This window comes from Acinetobacter sp. BY419, assembly GCF_019038395.1.
Classification (GTDB): Bacteria; Pseudomonadota; Gammaproteobacteria; order Pseudomonadales; family Moraxellaceae; genus Acinetobacter.
In genome coordinates, this window is the sequence record NZ_JAGFXZ010000013.1 from 1 (window position 1) to 19,346 (window position 19,346).

At 44.2% G+C, this 19,346-nt stretch carries 18 protein-coding genes; 17 read left to right on the forward strand and 1 reads right to left on the reverse strand.

Annotated features, from left to right (window positions below; all coding sequences use genetic code 11):
* Nucleotides 1-149 precede the first annotated feature (149 nt).
* The 14 genes from KUG37_RS06800 (at nt 150) to KUG37_RS06865 (ending at nt 14,777) form a co-directional block, all read left to right on the forward strand.
* Entirely contained in the window at nt 150-4,706 is a 4,557-nt protein-coding gene (locus KUG37_RS06800; protein WP_216934387.1) for a tape measure protein, read from the forward strand.
* The gene (locus tag KUG37_RS06805; protein ID WP_216934390.1) at nt 4,703-5,122 is read left to right on the forward strand and encodes a hypothetical protein; all 420 of its coding nucleotides are present in this window, start codon (nt 4,703-4,705) and stop codon (nt 5,120-5,122) included. The genes KUG37_RS06800 and KUG37_RS06805 overlap by 4 nt, the downstream gene beginning before the upstream one ends.
* Nucleotides 5,112-7,085 (forward strand): hypothetical protein, encoded by a 1,974-nt coding sequence (locus tag KUG37_RS06810; protein ID WP_216934392.1) that lies wholly within the window; start codon nt 5,112-5,114, stop codon nt 7,083-7,085. Before KUG37_RS06805 ends, KUG37_RS06810 begins: the two co-directional genes overlap by 11 nt.
* 9 nt (nt 7,086-7,094) lie before the next feature.
* The gene (locus KUG37_RS06815; RefSeq protein WP_216934394.1) at nt 7,095-8,714 is read left to right on the forward strand and encodes a hypothetical protein; all 1,620 of its coding nucleotides are present in this window, start codon (nt 7,095-7,097) and stop codon (nt 8,712-8,714) included.
* Between the two features lie 54 nt (nt 8,715-8,768).
* A complete protein-coding gene (locus tag KUG37_RS06820; RefSeq protein WP_216934396.1) occupies nt 8,769-10,022 on the forward strand; it encodes a hypothetical protein in 1,254 nt (417 codons plus the stop codon).
* Nucleotides 10,012-10,368 (forward strand): carboxypeptidase regulatory-like domain-containing protein, encoded by a 357-nt coding sequence (locus KUG37_RS06825; RefSeq protein WP_216934397.1) that lies wholly within the window; start codon nt 10,012-10,014, stop codon nt 10,366-10,368. Before KUG37_RS06820 ends, KUG37_RS06825 begins: the two co-directional genes overlap by 11 nt.
* Entirely contained in the window at nt 10,365-10,757 is a 393-nt protein-coding gene (locus KUG37_RS06830; RefSeq protein ID WP_216934400.1) for a hypothetical protein, read from the forward strand. Before KUG37_RS06825 ends, KUG37_RS06830 begins: the two co-directional genes overlap by 4 nt.
* Before the next feature lie 13 nt (nt 10,758-10,770).
* Nucleotides 10,771-12,789 (forward strand): hypothetical protein, encoded by a 2,019-nt coding sequence (locus KUG37_RS06835; protein WP_216934402.1) that lies wholly within the window; start codon nt 10,771-10,773, stop codon nt 12,787-12,789.
* A complete protein-coding gene (locus tag KUG37_RS06840; RefSeq protein ID WP_216934404.1) occupies nt 12,782-13,015 on the forward strand; it encodes a hypothetical protein in 234 nt (77 codons plus the stop codon). Before KUG37_RS06835 ends, KUG37_RS06840 begins: the two co-directional genes overlap by 8 nt.
* A gap of 80 nt (nt 13,016-13,095) precedes the next feature.
* Nucleotides 13,096-13,422 carry a hypothetical protein gene (locus tag KUG37_RS06845; protein WP_004646469.1) on the forward strand — a complete coding sequence of 109 codons (327 nt, stop codon included), beginning with the start codon at nt 13,096-13,098 and terminating at the stop codon, nt 13,420-13,422.
* A complete protein-coding gene (locus KUG37_RS06850; protein WP_216934406.1) occupies nt 13,403-13,705 on the forward strand; it encodes a hypothetical protein in 303 nt (100 codons plus the stop codon). The genes KUG37_RS06845 and KUG37_RS06850 overlap by 20 nt, the downstream gene beginning before the upstream one ends.
* Complete coding sequence (locus KUG37_RS06855) at nt 13,686-14,273, forward strand: glycoside hydrolase family 19 protein (RefSeq protein ID WP_216934408.1); 588 nt, start codon at nt 13,686-13,688, stop codon at nt 14,271-14,273. The genes KUG37_RS06850 and KUG37_RS06855 overlap by 20 nt, the downstream gene beginning before the upstream one ends.
* A complete protein-coding gene (locus KUG37_RS06860) occupies nt 14,273-14,650 on the forward strand; it encodes a hypothetical protein (protein WP_216934410.1) in 378 nt (125 codons plus the stop codon). Before KUG37_RS06855 ends, KUG37_RS06860 begins: the two co-directional genes overlap by 1 nt.
* A complete protein-coding gene (locus tag KUG37_RS06865) occupies nt 14,592-14,777 on the forward strand; it encodes a hypothetical protein (RefSeq protein WP_216934412.1) in 186 nt (61 codons plus the stop codon). Before KUG37_RS06860 ends, KUG37_RS06865 begins: the two co-directional genes overlap by 59 nt.
* 64 nt (nt 14,778-14,841) lie before the next feature.
* Here KUG37_RS06865 and KUG37_RS06870 read toward each other — a convergent pair whose 3' ends face one another.
* Complete coding sequence (locus KUG37_RS06870) at nt 14,842-16,056, reverse strand: integrase arm-type DNA-binding domain-containing protein (RefSeq protein ID WP_216934414.1); 1,215 nt, start codon at nt 16,054-16,056, stop codon at nt 14,842-14,844.
* Between the two features lie 992 nt (nt 16,057-17,048).
* On the opposite strand from KUG37_RS06870, the gene glnA reads away from it, so the two are divergent.
* From glnA to KUG37_RS06885, 3 genes are all read left to right on the forward strand, one after another.
* Nucleotides 17,049-18,464 carry a type I glutamate--ammonia ligase gene (gene glnA, locus KUG37_RS06875; RefSeq protein WP_216934416.1) on the forward strand — a complete coding sequence of 472 codons (1,416 nt, stop codon included), beginning with the start codon at nt 17,049-17,051 and terminating at the stop codon, nt 18,462-18,464.
* Nucleotides 18,465-18,554: 90 nt separating this feature from the next.
* Entirely contained in the window at nt 18,555-18,830 is a 276-nt protein-coding gene (locus tag KUG37_RS06880) for a hypothetical protein (RefSeq protein WP_216934418.1), read from the forward strand.
* A 48-nt stretch (nt 18,831-18,878) separates the two neighbouring features.
* Entirely contained in the window at nt 18,879-19,346 is a 468-nt protein-coding gene (locus tag KUG37_RS06885; RefSeq protein ID WP_216934420.1) for a chorismate lyase, read from the forward strand.

Consider the following 19,346-nt stretch of genomic DNA (forward strand, 5'->3'; position numbering starts at 1 on the left):
CTTCTTGGGTAAGGTGAGTATAGTTCATGATGCAACTTTGACTTTGGTCGGTCGGAAGCAAAATGCTAGCTCATCTTGCTTCTTTCCAATAATTTAATCTCTGTTGCACTTCATTTGAGAATCTAAGTGCCTAAAATTCAGAGGTCATCATGGCTGGAAAAGAACTCACCTTCAAATTAGTAATGGATGCTGATACCAAAGACTTTGTATCCAATGTTCAGCAATCCGAAAAAACCGCAAAAGCCCTCTTTGATGCGATAAAAATAGAATCAGATAAACTTAAAACAGCATCTGAAGAAACAGCAAAAGAAGTCGGTAAAATTGTACCAGATGACCTCCAGAAAAAAGCGGACCAAGCTAAAGGAAAGTTAGGTGAGGTATCTCAAGCTGCTGGCGATCTACAGGGCCAAGCCGTTCAGGCAGCCGGAAAGATTGATGGCTTGGGTAGTGAACTTCAAGAGACAGCAAATAACGCCAATAAGGCTGGATTTGAGCTTGGTAGTGCCATTCCAGGTGACGCTGTTCAGTTGGCGGAAATGCTAGGCAATAAATTCTTCTCTGCCGCAAAAGAGATTGAATCTCTGGGCGATAAGTCGACAATCAGTGCTGGTGAACTCCGTGCAATGTCTAGTGCAGGTGAGCAGGGTCTTAATGAGCTGAATTTGGCACTGAAAGCCGCTCAGGCTGAATTGGTTCGACTGCAAAGCACTGATGGCACCTTGCAAGATATTGAGATTGCCAAACAGCGTGTTTTAAGCATTCAAGATGCCATTAACGAAGCATCCAGTGCCTTCAACTACTATCAAGGCGTTGCTATCAATGCAATGAAGGGCGTGGATGGTGCTACTCAATCAGCTATTAATCAGGTGCAACGTTTTAGCGCTGTAGATCTAACTGGCGTGGTAGGGGAAGCGCAGACTGCTACCCGTGCAATTGAAAGTATGGGTGACGGCGCAAGCCTCAGTACCAAAGAAATTGAACGTATTGGCAGTATTGGCACCAATAGTATTAATACCTTAGAGCGTGAATTACTGACAGCAAGAAATGCATTTTCAGCATTAGAGCAAAGTAGTGAAGCGGTAACGCTTAATGAGATTAAAGCGGCTGGTGATAAAGTCAAAGGTCTTGAGCAAGCAGTAGATCTGACTAAATCAGCTTTTTCGGAATTTAATGTAAAAGCCACCACTGCAATGCAAGGTGTTTCCACAAGCACAGATAAGGCATCCGGTAGTGCCAAGCAAGCTGGGCATGCAATTTATGAAGCATTAGGCATTAAACCGCCGTCCGTGATTAATGATGCTATTGCAGACCTGACCAGAAAGCTCGAAAACTTTAAAGCCAATAGTAAATTGCCGGCTGAAGAAGTAGAGCGTGTAACCAAGATCACTGAACAGCAAATCGAAAAGCTTAAAAGTGAATTGAATGGTGTTGAGCCTGCCGCACAAAAAGCAAATTCTGGAGTTTCTGTTTTCTCTAGAGGCATGGATGGCGCTAAGTTTGCTGTAACCGCATTGGTGGGAGCATTAGCCACAATTGGTGTGGGCTTAGGTCTTCAAGAACTTGCCCAGGCGGCAGATTCTTATACCAACCTTTCAGCACGAATCAACATCGCTACCAGTGATGGTGGAAATTTTACTCAAGCCATGGCTGGGGTACATCAGGTTGCGCTGATGACCAACTCAAGTCTGGATGCTACTGCGGGCCTATTCACGAAAGTGAATGATACTGGTAAGCAGATGGGGATGACCCAACAGCAAAGTCTTGATCTGGTCAAAACGATTAATATGGCCATTCAGACTGGTGGTGGATCGGCAGCTGCAGCTGATGCAGCAATTACCCAGTTCACCCAAGCCTTGCAATCAGGTGTACTTCGTGGTGACGAGTTCAACTCGATCATGGAACAGGCTCCAGGTATCTCTAAAGCCTTAGCTCAGTCACTCGGTGTAACTACCGGTGAACTGCGTAAGATGGCAGAGAATGGAGAGCTATCAGCAGAGAAAGTCATTAAGGCTCTGCAAAATCAATCAGCAGCAATTGAAGCAGACTATGCCAAGTTCCCAACCACCATCGGCAATGCTTTACAGAGAATCGCTACACAGTGGCAAATCCTAATTGGTGAGATGGACCAGGCAAACGGCGCATCAGCAACGGTAGCACAGTGGCTGGTAACTCTTGCTGACAACATGAGTATTGTTGAAACGTTGCTTAAGGATATTGGCTCTGGCTTTGTTTGGATTGGTGATCAACTTTCATTTATTGATATCTCAATTTTTGACAGCCTTAAATCCGCTTTATCTAGCGCTTACGATGCTATTAAAGATGTTGTGTCAACCTTATTTGATTTTGGTAAAACAATTGTAGATATCTTGGGAACATCGCTTACCAATGCCTTGGCGGTGCTTTCATCGTTTACTGGTGAGGCAACAGCAGCTGCTGAGCAAGTAAGTTTCCTAGAGCGAGTGCTACAAGGGTTATCAATTACATTTGGTTTTATTGCAGATGGTGCATCAGCAATAAAAATCGGGGTAAATCTTTTAGCTGGGGCATTTTTCGATTTAGCATCAGCAGCCAATAGTGTTCTGGCGGCAGTCACATGGGGTGATGTTAGTAAGCAATTTGCAGCAAATGCCGATGTGATGAAGGACAAGGCTAAGCAGTATTACGCCGAAGCTGAGAAAGATGCATTAGCATTCGAATCCAAAGGCATACAGCGTATGAAAGAGGCTGTACAGACTCAGGATGAGAAAAATGCCGAAACTATAGCTAAAAATAAAGAAACTTTCGCTGAACTAACGAAACAAAACGAGGATTTAACTCAAAAATCCAAAGCATTGGCGGATGAGCGTGCAGATATAGATGCACAGCTAAACCAAGCACGAAAGGATGGCAATCAGTCGACCATTGATTCGATTATCCAGAAATCTAATGAGCTTGAGAGTCGTGAGAAGGAGCATGCTACCAACAAAGCCGCATTAGATAAGGATAAGCTGGCTTCAGCTCAGGCTTATGCCGAAGCTGCTATCAAGGCCAATGGCGGTGTCATGGACGGCGTGATGCAGGCCGATCTATTAACCAAAGGCTACATCGTAACCATCGATGAGGCTGGCAAGGTTAGTGTTCAGGCAAGCCAGAGTGCAGAACAGGCTGCAGATAGTGCTGCTAAAAAGGAAGAAGCTCTTAAGCTGGCCAAGGAAAATGTTAAGAAAGCTGATGAGGAATATCTGGCTTATCAGAAACAGGCTGCAGTTGAACGTGCACTTCTGGAACAACAGATTGAGCAAGCCAAGAAGACTGGTGACTTAAATGCTTTAGCTTCCGCTCAGGCATCCATTACTGTGATCGATGCCAAAGAGGCTGAGCTGTCGAAAAACCGTGATCTGCGTATAGCTGAATTAAATAAAGCTAATACTGGATCTGGTCAGGTGGCTGAAACTGCATATTCAAGAGCATCTGCAGCTGCCAAGCTATTTGGTGTGGATCTGGATGTCTCGCTAAACAAAGTCTCTAAGTCGTTTTCCAGTTCCGGGAATGAACTGGATGGACTTAAGACTAAGCTGGGTGAGGCGGGGTATACAGGTAAACAGGTTGGTGATGTTCTTTACCAAGCATGGGAGGAATGGCTTAGTAAGGCCAAAAGCCAAGCTGAAATTGATGCAGCAAATGCCAATATGCGTGAGTTTGAGGCGCAAGGGGTGTTTTCGACCAAGCAGGTTGAGCTTGGTATCATGGCAATTCGCAATGCAAATGCTAATTTGCCAGATGAGCTTGATGAGACCGGTAAAGCTTTCGAGCGACTTGGCATCAAAACCAAGGAGCAATTAAAGCTGTCTGCTCAGCAGGCCTTAATGGATTACAACACTATTCGAAATAGTGGCCAAGCTACTGCCGAAGGGATTGAGCAAGCACACAAAAAAGCAGCCCAAGCAGTAGCACTGTCTGGTGATGCGGGAGTCATAGCTGCATTTAATGCTGCGGATGCTACACAAAAGCTCAAGGTTGAGATTAGTGATACAGGTATTGCCGCCGTCAAATCCATGGATGACTGGGAGAAGGCCAATCATCGTGTTAGAGATTCTGCACGCGGTATCGGTGATGGTTATCGTCATGCAGGTCAGATCGCACGTGAAGAAGCTAAGTCTTCTACAGAAGCCTGGGCTGATGCGGTCAATAAATCCAAAGGCGAATTTGATAAGGCAATGAAGCAGCAAAGTAAGGCACTCGGTAGTCTGGATGACTATGATTCTTATACCAAGAATGATGTTATTGCTATGTTGAAATCTGAGGGATATGACGATGCACAGGCCAAAAAACTTGCTGGTAATATCTGGTCGCAAGCCATGGAAGCGGATCGTGATGCCAAGATGTCGAGTTATGGCAATAGCGGTGTAGGTGGTCTAGATACACTCATGAGACAGATGTATGACGATGCGGCTGCTAAGGGAATTACTACGCAACATGGTACCAACAAGATTAATGAATTGCTGCGTAGTGTCAATGTAGCTTCAACTGGTTCCAATAATTTGAATGACTATGCGCCGTCTATTCCTTCCGTACCATCAACTAAAGATTTTAGTAAGGGTGGTGAGAGTGTGAATTACAACATTCAATTCGGAGGTCAAACCCTATCCCTTACAGGCGATGCAAGCCAAAAGGATGTGATGACCAGTCTGGTAAACCAATTAAAAGGTATAGCGAAATCAACATGAAACTCATTCGCTTAGCAACATCCGAAACCGTCCCATTAGAGGACGGTTTTTTATGGCCTGATGAATTTTCATGGAAGGCCATTGAGCAGAATCAGGACTACGCCATGGATGGGACTTTAATTATTCAGGAAGGCAAAAAGAAGTCGGGCCGACCAATTACCTTGCAACCCGCAGATCCACAAATGGGCTGGGTCAGGTTGCGTGAACTGCGGACTGTTTTGGAATGGTCCAGGCTGCAGGAGGAAAATTTCAGACTGCAGTTTGAGCAGCCACATGACAACCGGCAATTCAAAGTCAAATTTAATCACCAGGATGGGGCTTTAGAGGCCGCACCGGTGAAGGGAATTCCAGCGGTATCACTGGATGATTATTTTAATGTGACCTTACGCTTTACGGAGTTAGACGATGGCGATTGAAACCAAAGATTTAGTGATCTACAAGTCTGAACGCTTGACCGATAACTCGGATGGCGGTGGTAAGTATTCTGGTGTCGTAGTACAGGATGGCATCAGCAATAACCTGTTCAATGATGTGTCGGAAATGGATCGGACCATGGGGGATGTCTCCATGCGCAAGATCTTTCCAGCGGTCACCACTGAAGATACTGATTTACTGATGGGTGCAACGGTATTTGTCTCTGAACTGCCGAAGGATCCAAACGTATCCGCATTATTATTTAGCACCAAAAACTGGAACGATGAACGTCAGGCTGCCCAGAACCGGGTGGAAAACTATTTAGCCAAAGGCGGGCAGATTGCCGGCACACCACTCGATACCCATTGGCAGGGCATGTCATCACTCCAGGTCGCCATGTTTCCTCAGGAAGTGGAGTCTTCGGTAGGCGATACCATTGTGCTGGTCAGTGATGAAGGTAAGGTATTGGAACGTGAGCAGTACGTGCGAATCACCAAGGTTGAGACCCGTACTGCCATTATGGTCATCGATGGTAAGAGTGTTGAGTATAAGGTGGCAACCTACTCACTCAATGATCCGCTCGAAGTTGATTTTGTCGGATTATCGGCACGCCAGTGGTACAACGGTGAGAAATCAAAAACCATTCTCCGCGATACCATTGTGGCGGATACCGGCCTTTACTATTCATCTACAGCGCTGGCATCTGCTGCGAATGTGGGTGAATTTACAGTCAATGCCAAAAGTATCTTTGCCCAGCTGATTCCATCGGTCCAGACTGAAACACCGATCATTGATGTGAATGCTGCAGGTGAAAGCGTGGTACTGGTGGCGGGTAACGAAGGCACGATCACGGTCAATTACCCGAATATGGTGATTGGCGTCAGCCAGAACCTTTACATGGGCTCAGCAGTGATTCCATCGAGTGTGTCGCTTAGCCTGCAAGGGCAGCAGATTACCGATCAGGGCGGCCTGCTTAAAAATACTCAAGGCACCCAGGTCGGAACGATTGATTATCAGCGCGGTTTGATTCAATGGACTGCTGCAGCGCCAGCTGGCAATGTAAGTTTGAATATCACCTTCAAGCCTGCAGCTGCACCGAATCAGTATTATCAAAGCCACGCGATTCCAGTAACCCACAATAGCCAGGGTAGCAACTGGTCCGGAGTTTTAATTCCGATTCCGGCACCAGGCGCACTTTCAATTTCTTATATGTCGCAAGGCAAGTTCTATGAACTTAAAGATGATGGTTCAGGGCAGTTAAAGGCTGCCAGTCCGTCATTTGGTTCGGGCATGATCAACTATGAAACCGGCTCATGGCTATTAACGACTGGTGCCTTACCGGATGTGGATACGCCGATCCTGCTGAACTGGGGCACACCGATAGTCACCTTCGTACGATCAAATTTAAGTGTAGAAAAAGCTGCCTTTGATTTTGATTTAGGTCGACCCGGTGTATTGCCGGGCATCACCATCAACTGGATGCTTGAAGGGGAAGTGAAAACTGCAACCTCCAATGCCCAAGGCAAGTTTACTGGTGATGCCACGGGTGCAATCAATTATGCCACCGGTACCGGCAAGATCATTCCAGGCAAGCTGCCACAGAAAGGCACAGTTTTCTCGGTGATTTACAACTATGGCCAATCACTTGAGCAGACCAAGATGGATGTTGCACCGGATGCCAACCAGAAGCTGGTCTTCAACATTGGTACCGGACCAGCAATTCAGCCGAATAGTATTTTTCTGGAAATTCCCGTTCAGAGTGCCGATCGGGGAACAACTGGAACAGTACGGCTGTTTGATGTGCCAGTGAATGCAACGCTTGGTAACCTAGTCAATGAGCGCGGTCAGGTACAAGGAACTATTACCTATGCTACCGGTGCGGTCGAAGTCACACCACAGGGTACGGCAAACAAATTTATTCAGAAATTTCTGCTAATGATGTCAGTAACGTATGCATCAGCATAGTGAGGAAATATGTCTTTTTATTCTCCACAACCATCCAGCGTTCAAGGCGAACAGGTAGAGCTGAAAGCTTTTGATGCTGTCGATGTACAAGTGAAATACCGTGATACATCCGGCTCCAATTCGGCCACACATACAGTGATGGCAAACAAACTCAAGCTGGATTTATCCTCCGGTTTTGATGAGCAGATTCTGACAGGCTCAGCCCGATTTAAGGTGGGTGCTGATACCTTTCTGGATCGTACTGGTTTGCTATATCGCAATGTGAATCCGGCCAATAACAGCGGGATTCAGTCAGGTGTCATTCAATACGGCACTGGAATTGTTGAAATTGACTCCTGGACTCCGAATGCAGATAACATGGTCAGTCTGGAATCCTTAACCACAACAACTGATATGTTGCCGGTTAACAAGATCAGTTTCAGAACCCCGATCATGCCGATCCGGCCACAATCATTAACTGTGGTGGTGGGAACACTTGAATTTGGCCAGCTGACACTGACCGCTGATGAAAATGGGGTGATTGAGACCAGTCGGGCGCATGGTCAGGTCAATTGGGAAAATGGTTTTATCACTATTTACTTTTACACCAAAACCAGAATCGCAGAAGCCAATCGGGCAGAGATTGAAGCCAAGGACTGGTACGATCCGTTGCTTGAATATCAGGAAGGTCTGGACACTTATATCAATGTTCCGGTCTGGATCGATGCTTCATCCGTACGCTATAACGCTGTGGCTTATACCTACATTCCACTTGATTCAGAAATCTTAGGTCTGTCTGCCACACGTTTGCCGATCGATGGCCGGGTGCCGATCTTCAGAGTCGGTGGGATTGGTATTGTCAGCTCAAGCAAAGCGCAAGAGCTACCCAGTGCAATTGCTGGAACCACATACGATCTGAACGATCAGCGCATTTCATGGGCAGAACTTGAGGATGCTAACGGAACGAAAGTCGCTTTCGATTTGTACACAGTTGATTATGATTATGGCCGCGTGACATTGGGCGGTGACTTCGTACTGGGCAATCTGGTTGCACCACTAACAGTGAAATACCGCTATCAGGATATGGGGCTGATCCGTGATGTACAGATCAATGGCCAGCTGACTTTCACCAAGCCTTTAACCCATCACTATGATGCAGTAAATACCATTGTGGGATCTGCTTTGGTCATTGCTGATATGCAGGCGCGATATACCCGTAAGTTTGTACAGCAAGCCTGGAATAGCGTCTGGAATGATGAGCCAACGGGTTCAGTAATTTCGGCTAATTTTAATGATTCACTTTATCCGATTCAGGTGACAAATAAAGGGGCAATTCAGGAACGCTGGGCAATTGTATTGACCGGTAATGACACCTTCTATTGTGTTGGTGAATATACAGGTCGCCTCGCACTTACCGGGTCGACCAGTACAGATTATGCACCCACCAATCCTATCACTGGTGTGCCGTACTTCATCATTAAAAAAGAAGGCTGGGGTACAGGGTGGGCCAATGGTAACGTCTTGCGATTCAATACAGTGGCTGCAAACTTTCCAGTCTGGGTGATTCGTACCGTAAAACAGTCAGAACCTGCAGTATTGTCAGACCAGTTCCAGATCATGCTACGTGGCGATATTGATCGCAGGCTCTAAACATTAATTGAAATATGACCGCGATACGCGGTCTTTTTTATGGGTGAATAAAAAATGGCAATGAAGCAGACTCAAACTAAATTTTTTGCTTTTTCAGATGTGGGTCTAGATTTGGCTAGTATCTCAAGAGCAAGAATTCCCGCAGCATTTAAAAAAGTTTTGAACACTGGCTATAACGAACAAACCGTTTTAAGCGTTTCCGTCACTGGGAATCAGGTAGTGTTCACCTATGGCGGAGTGCATGGATACACCGAAAGCCGAGTTTTAAAGGTGCATTCTGGCCCATTATCAGAGATTAATGCCGGGGAATTCCACATTGATTCTGTCACAGTTAATACAGTCACTCTCACTATTGATGATGCCCCGGCGAGTATTTCTGGTGGCTTTAAAACCGTAGTTGCACCTTTAGGATGGGACCTGGTGTATGAACTGGATTTAGTCCAGCTTTATAAAATGCGCTATCTGGATGAGCGCGAACTATATGTCAGATTTGTATTTTCGCCAGCAACAGGACAGCATAAATCCACTTCAAATGTCTGTGTGGGTAAAACCGCAAACGAAGCCACGGGGGAAATCACCGATCCAGATACTTTAGACGATGGGAAAACCAATATTATTCCCGAGATTGGCTTGCAATGGATGTTTTCTCAGCAAGTTAACGCGAGTGATGCGAACTTCACAGCGGCACAAGGGCTTGCCAACTATGGAAACTTTTTTATTGTGGGGAGTAAATACCATTTAACTTGCATGAGCAATGGATATGCAACTAACTACCCTGGGCGGTTTTTTGCAATTTTGCCAATCCATGTTTTTGATTTTGATGCTTTGGATTATCCACTCATAATTGGGATGCGCTCAACAACGGTAATGAATACGATCAATAGTAGTGATTACTACCAGTTTAACGGGCAATCCACCCCCCCAACCTCCCATTTTTATATTGGCAAAATCCCGGTTGCGCTAGACCCTACCAGTAATGCCAATGCAGGTGATGTAATAAATGGACAAACATTGGCAGCAGCCAGTTTTTTCCCTGAGTCATTGGATACATTTAACACGTTTGCGGCTGCACCTATAACACTTTATGAGCGAACTACACGGCAGTTTTTAGGCTTTGTTTCAGGTGGGGCGTATCGCTCAGAGATACTTGCAGCCCAATTGGGAGCGATTGGGGCAGTATCCTTACCCAAAATAACTTCAGATGATTATGGGGTAACGATTCCGTATCAGGTAGTCTGGTCTCACCAGGTGAGTGGTTATATTCATGTATTTACTGCGCCGGTGGAGGAAATAAAAATTGAGAGCTAAAGTATTTCGGATTTTTTGTGGTGAATATACTGCCGACCCTGCAAAGTTACAGGCAAAAAAATACATGAAAGTGGGCTTAAGGAATACACCATTTCTTCCGATGACTAATGATCATGGTTTTGGCTTTGTCACCGGTACCACTAAAAAAACAGGCGCCCCGATTGGAAGCGTGGATGTAGTTTTATATAGACGCGAAACAACGGAGAAAATCTGGCGAATAAAGTCAGATGAACAGGGGAATTATAAATTCAGGAATGTTGCGAAAGGGGCAGAGTGCTTTGTGGTGGCTTTAGACCCGAACCGTGAATATAACGCAGTGATTTCTGATGGAGTGGTGGTAAAATGATCCAAACCTCTTTAGCTGCCGGACTGGCCCAACTTCAGGCACTGGCAAACTTTTTAGATCAAGGTAGCGCAAATGCTACCTTTATTTTTCATGACGATGCGAAGCCTGTAAACGTCAGTGTAGCAGCAGATAATAATGCCAGACTGGTTACATTGACACTGCCTAAGCCCTCAATCAAACAGGTACATACCGATCATATAGAACTAAATCAGACGGACGCAGCGACTGTTATAAAATCAGGTACCGCGGTTTGGGCACGTTTATTTAACGGTGAAGGGAAAGCAGTGGCTGACTTTGCAGTGGGCTCAGATATCACATTGGCCAATCCTGATCTGGTGCTGGGTAGCACCCTCATGATGAACTCACTGATTCTACGACCATCAACATAAATGAGGTGGACATGTGTCGAACTATATTCCACCCGATGGCCACCAGGTAAACCTTAACTTTAAAGATCCAGTCACAGGCTCTACCGATCTCAACTTTGGTAGTGAAAGTCAAAATCTTGCCTCTCTGGATGCGGTTTTCAGTACAGCCTTGGTTGCGGAAATCAAGGCAGTCAGCTACAGCAATGATGTACTGGATGCACGGATCAATACCGGGTTTAATGCGGAGTTCAGTGCGGCTACAGGCCAGTTGGCTCAGCTAGATGTACAGCTGCAAACCGGCGTTATAGCTGAATTATCTGCCGTCAGAATTGATCAGTATTGTGCAGTGGATGCGGTCATTCAAACTGGATTTAATGCCCAATTCCAAGCGTTATTCGATATCAACCATCTGGTCGGGGTGTTTTACGGTTTTGATATGTGCTATCAGAAAGCGATTGCATGCCTGAGCACCACAGAAATTCCGTGGGCCAAGCCAATCTTAAGAGTCTCAAATGAGGCTCTTTTTTATGATCAGGGCTTGGTAATTTCTAATCAAATGGATATCTGGCATGAGCAAGCAGGATCATTAACCCGGGCGGTCAGATCTTTGCATGAGCAGGCAACCGGATTAGGCTCTGATGCCTATGTGATTTGGGAAGAAGCCGATAAGCGTTTTATTCATCAGCGCTACCTGCATGAAGAAACGATTAAATTGCGCCATAACCGGGAAACGGTCTGGCAGGAGATGATCCGCAAGCGCAAGACTTTTACCTGTTCACATGACGTGGCCCAAGTCTTTGAGCACTGTTTTTCGTTTGAGTGGGATAAAGGGCTTGAGATTGTCACCAGGTCAGATTTGCCATGGGATCAAGCCAAAGCGATTCATTACCGCAAGCATCCGGTTCAACCTTGGCCAAAGCCTGAAATGCCCGAATATGAAGGCAGTACAGATCTAAATTTTATCTGTCTCTGTCATGAGAATGATTCACACAATGTTGTTTTAAATTTTGGTGCGGATGACTGTATTCCAGCACTGCCGAAAAGGAACTGGTGGTATATCGTGAATACACTAATAGCCGAGCGACTGGATACCGGCGAGAAAATTAAAGTCATAGAGGGTACTTACAGTACCAGTCGATCTCAATGGTGCTGGACCTACTCCATTACCGTTGCTCATACTGAAAAAGACAAGCTGCAGCCAATTAACGGTCAGCCGGTGATCCTGAAAGTCACGATCAATGGTTTTGAGCATCATATTCTGCTGGAAGATCCGGAGGAAACCAGACGCTTTGCCAGTATTTTATATACTTACCCAGGGAGAAGTATCACAGCTCTAAACTCGGCTAAATACGCAGCTTCACGTTCATTTATTCAGGATAACGAGCGCACTTCTGTGCAGCTGGTTCAAGCGGAATTGGATCGGGCACAATCAAATACTGTTCTGGACTGGAAACTGATTGATGAACTGGGCTGGATCGTACCGGTTGAAAGCCTGAGTTACGCAGAACTGGCACCCATCGATGCAATCAAACAGGTGGTTGATGCAGGCGGCGGCTTTATCTATAGCCAGAAAGCAGGCAACACGCTGACTGTTTTACCCCGGTACCAGAAAGGCTATTGGGACGCGATGACGGTGGATGATTATGACATTCTGCTGTCTGAAAGCTTGGTGATGCAGCAAAACATCAAGAAGAACGATGAATATATTGCTGACTTCAATGCCATCATTATAGTGAATAGTCGAAGTGGTGAAAGTCTGAAAGTACAGCAGCGCGGTACTTCGGGTGATGTACCGTTAGAGGCGGTCACTGGTCCATTATTTAATGTGGTGTCGGGTGCGAGTTTCGGCAAAAATGAACTGGTCAAAGCCAATATTCAGGAGCTGCACACTTTCTCGGATATCCCGGTTAGTCAGGAAATTGGCGAGATGCTACCAGGTAAGTCGATTGCCTTTAATGGCCAGTGGTGGGGTGTCATTGATGGGGTGAGTGGCAGTTTCTCGCATAACAAGGTCAATGAAACCATTACCGTGGAGCGTATCAGTCGTGACTAATCCTTTATTTGAACTGCGCAAGCTGCTTAATCCGACCCATGCGGAATACATCGGTACCATTACTTCAGTGAAGCACCCAGAATACCGGGTGCAGATTGATGGCGGATCCGGACCGGTATTATGCACATCCGGCACAGCTTATAATTTAGGCGCAAGGGTATTTATCGCCAATCAGGTAATTTTAAGGCCAGCACCCACGGGTCAGCATTCAGAAATAGAAGTCTAAACTTAACCAAACGACAGCACCTTTCTAGGTGCTTTTTTATTGCCAAAAAATAGGGGGATGTATGACTAAAGGGGATGTATATGGACTTTCTTAGTCAAGTATTGGAAAGCATAAAGAACCATTCACACATTCTTTTTACAGGTGTGCTGGGTGCAACTTTTGGCTTTCTATTAAGTAAGGAGCCAACCCGGGATCGCTGGATAGGATTCTTTGCTGGCTTCATTTTATGTGTGGTCTTTGCTAAACCGGCAAGTTTATTTCTTGCTAGCGGTAACTATCCAGAACTATTTGGTTTCATTCTGGGCGCTGCTGGTAAAAGTACAGCTGAAGCATTGCTGAGTTTGGCTCGATCAAGAGTTCTTGGTTTAGTCAAAAAGGAGAATGAAGATGCTGCTAATCATAAGTAAGACGGCATTGGTGTTATTTATAGTTTCATTTGCAATCATGGCATTTCATCCAAAAATCCAGCTCCCAAAACACATTGATTTTCTATTGGTGTTGTCGATCCTTTTTGGGGCAGCGCTTTTTGTTAAAGATGAGTATTCGCCAAGTCCGGCCGGAACCCTTTTTTACACCACAGTAAGTATTTTATTCGCACTCTTTACCCGACAGCTTTATATCTGGGGTAAGGGTGGTGCACGTCCTAAATTTTTTAATACGGATAAAGATGATGAACGCCACTCAAATTAAAAAACTCCAAAAGTCAGTAGGTGTGCATGATGACGGCATTATTGGCCGTGGCACTCTGACTGCAGTATTTAAAAAAATGGGTGCCAGTCAATCGCGTGCTGAAGAGCTTAGCCTTGCCGCTAATGTTCATTTACGAACCTTTGGCATCTTGGACAACTCACTTCGCTTTATACACTTCCTTGCACAACTAGCACATGAGTCTGGCAACTTCCGCTATATGGAAGAAATCGCTTCTGGTGCCGCGTACGAAGGTCGAAAGGACCTTGGTAATATACAAACGGGGGACGGAAAGCGATTTAAAGGCCGAGGACCAATTCAATTAACAGGCCGTACCAACTATCGCAAATATGGCCAGCAACTCGGCATCGACTTTGAAAACAATCCAGAGATTGTGGCGATTCCTAGCATCGGCCTAATGGTAGCCTGTAAGTTCTGGTTTGATAATGGCCTGAATACTTTGGCTGATAAAGATGATGTGCTGACCATTACGCGTCGGATCAATGGCGGTACCAATGGCCTTGCTGATCGTAAAGCTCATCTGGCGAAATTAAGAGGGTGGTTAGTCTAATGCCAATACTCACAGTCTTATGGAAATACAAACACTGGATCGCAATTGCGGTCTTTTTTGTTTTATGGGTAGGGCAAATTGCCTATACCAATCATTTGAGCGGAAAGCTGCGTAAGTCCAGCGAGCAATGCACAGTAAAAATTCAAGATAGAGAACAAAAACATCTCAAGGCTCTGGCTGAGAAACAAAATCAAATTAACCAGGTGAGTGCGGATTATGAAGCAGCAAAATCAGAACAGCGTGTACAAGTCGAAACCGTTACACGTGAAGTGCAAAAGATCATTGAGCGTCCTGTTTATCTCAACTATTGCTTTGATGATGACGGCCTGCAGCAACTCAACTCACTTATCGCCAGTGGTGCCAGCAAACCTCCTTGAGCCTTGTCCTGACTTGCAGAAATTAGAATCCGGGCAGGGTAAAGTCGCTTTGGTCTGGTCTATTGATGTAGTGGCTAAGTACAATGACTGTAAGGCACGGCACGGTGCTATTGTGAAAGCCCTCTAAATGAGGGCTGCACAGCTCATTCGATTACGACGAATGTGAATGTGGGGATATGTGTTGGGGTTATTTAATCCCTCCACCCATCCACAATATCAGCCCAATCCTGCATCATCTTTTTACGATCTGCTAAATATTTAGCATGGTTGTATGACGCACGCGTTTTATTCTCATCAGCATGGGCCAGTTGGGTTTCGATCCACTTTTCATCATAGCCAAGCTCATTAAGCAGGGTGGATGCTGTAGCCCGAAAATCATGAGCTGTGACATTCTGCATAATGTACTGCAAGGCTCTATTAATTGTAGTAGCTGGCATCATCCCGCCATTATAGACACCTTCAAAAATATACTTCTTACGGCCAGTAAGCTTCTTTTGCTTGAGTAAAAGTTGATAAACCTGCTCAGACATTGGAACCACATGCGTTCTATTTTTCTTGGTCAGTCGCAAGCCTTTTTTCAACTGCTCTCGCGTCTGCTTTTCAAAAGTAATAGTCCTTTCCTCAAAATCAATAAATGACCATTGCAGTCGACGCACCTCAATTGTGCGAAGCATGGTATAGAACAAAAATAAAATAGAATTAACTGTCGACTCAGCACCACCATAACTGTCAATCCGTGCTCTAAACACCTTTCGTTCAGTTAAACTTAATGGTCTTGCATGCTCTACGTCTGGTCGCACAATGACTTCGCGTACCGCATAAGTCGGATCATTTTCAGCTCTTAATGTTGCAATGGCATATCTCATCACAGAGCCAATCTTTTTCCTGTTTTCAATTGCTGTGACTTCACCAGTGCCGCGGTTATCCTGACTCTTAACACGTTTCACTGTATTTTGCATGATCCTCAAAACATCAGCAGAGGTCACATCTTTAATATTTTTATGTCCGATGACTTTGTAGATATCCTTTTCCATTGCCCGGTGAAAAGCATCTATATAGGTTTGAGATTTATCCTTTAGACGATCCGCAGCATATTCCTTTGCGATAGCCTCAAAACTATTTTCATCACAAAGTAGTGCGGCTTTTTCTTGTTGTCGATGCACAGCTGGATCAATGTTGTTTGCGAGCAGTGATTTGATTTCGTCTTGCTTTTGACGTGCCTCAGCCAAGCTTACGATAGGGTATTCACCGAGACTGATCATTGAGGCTTTTCCTGCATAACGATAGCGTACGCGCCAAAGCTTTGTACCGGTAGAGCGAACCTCAATACATAGTCCGCCTTGGTCAGCAATACGGTATGCTTTTTCCATTGGTTTTAGTTTTTTTAGCTTGGTATCGTTAAGCATGTGAGTAACGCAAGAAATTAAATATTGTTACTCACTATATTACTCACAAAAGTGATTAATACAATTTAATTCTATTTTATGGTATTTAACTTGAAAGGCTTGAAAATAAAGACATAGAGATTTTGATTTAATGGCATTTTACAGTATTTAATTATTATGATAATTCTCGATCATTAAAAGCATGAGCTTAACCTATTGAAATTAATGCACTTAACTGTGCTAAAGTTATCCAGATCGTACTTTATTCGCGCTTATTGCAAGCACTTGTGTGACACGACTAAATCATTGATTTCATTGTGTGAAAATAAAGCACCATTCATCATAGCAAAAAATAGCCGTATTCGGCGCAACAATTTTCTCAATTTCAGTGCTTGAGGGTTATGGAACAGTTTGGATCAAGTATTTCTCATGATTTAAATTACTTTCATTACTCAATGCATCATTTAAATTGATTATTTTCTGGATCAAAAATTGATAAATTAAAAATAAGTTAAAACACAGGCCTAAAAATATGCAGAAAAAAGCATCACTTGATTAATTAAACTTTAAATAAAGTATGTTTGAGTAAGTATATTTAAAGAAAATGCTTCAAAATAAGCACATAGGGCAGCCTAAAAACAGAACTTTTCTTTACCTAAATACCTTGAAAATTGCTTAATTTTTAGCAATAAACGAATAAAGTTTAAACAAAAAGCCAAAAAAGCAGCAAATTAGCCACAAAAATCTATATTTTTAATACGGTTTCATACAGGCATGCACTGTTTAAGTGCGCTAAAAAATATAGCTTAAACAAAATGAATGAAGAATGCTTGAATATAGTGCATTTAGTTTTTCACCTAGTATAATAGCTGCAAAGTATTTTTATCATTTTATGATTTCTTATAAAGATTTCAAGATTTTATCTATACTTTTAAAAGTTGGTACGGTAATTGCTTAATAACTATCAACTGCTAACACGCACTTCACGGGTGCAACAAAAACATCGGAGCAAAATGAGCATGGCGAACAAGGTCCTTCAACTCATACAAGAAAGTGGCGCAAAATGGGTCGATTTTCGCTTTACTGATACCAAGGGTAAAGAGCAACACGTTACTTACCCGGCAGACAGTATTGATGAAGATACATTTGAAGACGGCAAAATGTTTGACGGTTCTTCAATTGCAGGTTGGAAAGGCATCGAAGCATCGGACATGATTTTACGTCCGGACGCAGCAACTGGTTTTATCGACCCGTTCTTTGCAGAGCCAACAGTTGTTGTAACTTGTGACGTAATCGAGCCATCAACTGGTCAAGGTTATGATCGTGATCCACGTTCGATTGCGCGCCGTGCAGAAGAATATTTGAAATCTACCGGTATCGGTGATACTGCATTCTTTGGCCCAGAACCAGAATTCTTCGTATTCGACGAAGTAAAATGGGAAATAGACATGTCTGGCGCGCGCCATACATTGATCGCTGAAGAAGCTGCCTGGTCAACCCACAAGGACTACGAGGGTGGTAACTCTGGTCACCGTCCACGTGTAAAAGGCGGTTACTTCCCGGTTCCTCCTGTAGATTCTTCACATGATATGCGTGCAGACATGTGTGCAAGAATTGAAGACATCATGGGCCCAGGTCGTGTAGAAGTACATCACCATGAAGTTGCATCTTGCCAGTTAGAAATTGGTGTGAGCTTCAACACTATGGTGCGTAAAGCGGACGAAGTTCAACAGTTCAAATATGCAGTTTGGAACGTTGCGCATCAATATGCAAAAACTGCGACTTTTATGCCTAAACCAATGGTAGGTGATAACGGTTCTGGTATGCATGTTCATATGTCGATCTCTAAAGATGGCAAGAACCTGTTTGCTGGTGATGAATATGCAGGCCTTTCAGAAATGGCGTTGTACTTCATTGGTGGTGTGATTAAACATGCTCGCTCTTTGAATGCGATCACCAACCCTTCTACAAACTCGTACAAGCGTTTGGTTCCACATTTCGAAGCACCGATTATGCTTGCTTACTCAGCGCGTAACCGTTCTGCGTCTATCCGTATTCCTTACGTGTCAAGCCCGAAAGGCAAGCGTATTGAAGCACGTTTCCCAGATCCAATGATGAACCCGTACCTAGGTTTTGCTGCTTTGCTAATGGCTGGTCTTGACGGTATTCAAAACAAGATCCACCCAGGTGAAGCTGCTGACAAGAACTTGTACGATCTTCCTCCTGAAGAAGAAGCGAAAATCCCTACAGTTGCGCATAGCCTAGAAATGGCGCTTGAAGCACTTCAAGCGGATCATGACTACCTGTTAAAAGGTGGCGTGTTCACCAAAGAAATGCTTAATGCATATATCGAGCTTAAAACTGAAGAAGTTCGTCGTCTGAACACGACTACTCACCCAGTTGAATTTGAAATGTACTATAGCTTGTAATTCATTCCGAATTAAAGCGAAGAAAACCCGCGCATGTCGCGGGTTTTTTTGTATCATCTGTTTATAATTTTAAATGATTGATGGGCTTAAATGGCACAACGTAAAAAGTACACCAGCTTTTATCCATGGATCGATCCAAAAGATCATGATAAAGGTTTCAAACTAAATTTCTCTGAAGTGACTTATCTTGAAGTGGGGCGGTCGCCTGAGGGTTATAAGCAGGCTCAATTTGTGGCGCTAAAAAATCCAGAAATGGCGTTGGATTATGCCTATCCTGAATCATTTTATTTGAGTGCTGAAGGTTTTATTTTAATTAAAACCCCGCAAGGCAAATATGAAATCATTGCAAAAACAGATAACTGTTAATAATTAACAATGAATAGTCATTCTAAAAATCAAGGTCAGCGTATATGGATGCCAACTCTGCCTGCAGAGTTAAAACCATGGCTGTATGCATCAGGTTCACTCACACAGCAACTGACCGATTTGGCTCAGGGGCAGTTTCGTGTCGAGCCAATTCAGGAGCATTTTCAGCGTTTGAGCTTCGCTAATGCTAAATGGATGCAGATGTCCCATCAGCATACTTCATGGGTACGTGAAAGTTATCTTTATGGTTCAGAGCAGACGCCTTGGGTGAAGGCAAAAAGTATTTTCCCAATATTAAGCCTGCAAAAAAAAGCCCGAATTTTTCAGCATATTGGCCGTAAGCCGATCGGCTGGTTTCTGTTTCAGCGCACCAATCCACTCTGTCAGCGCCGGGTGGTACTTTTAGATGAAGGCTGGACCCGCCAGAGCTGCTATACTTGGCATGGCTGTAAATTTATCGTACAAGAAACATTTTTACCGGCATTTGAACACTTTATACAAAATTCACGGGCTTGA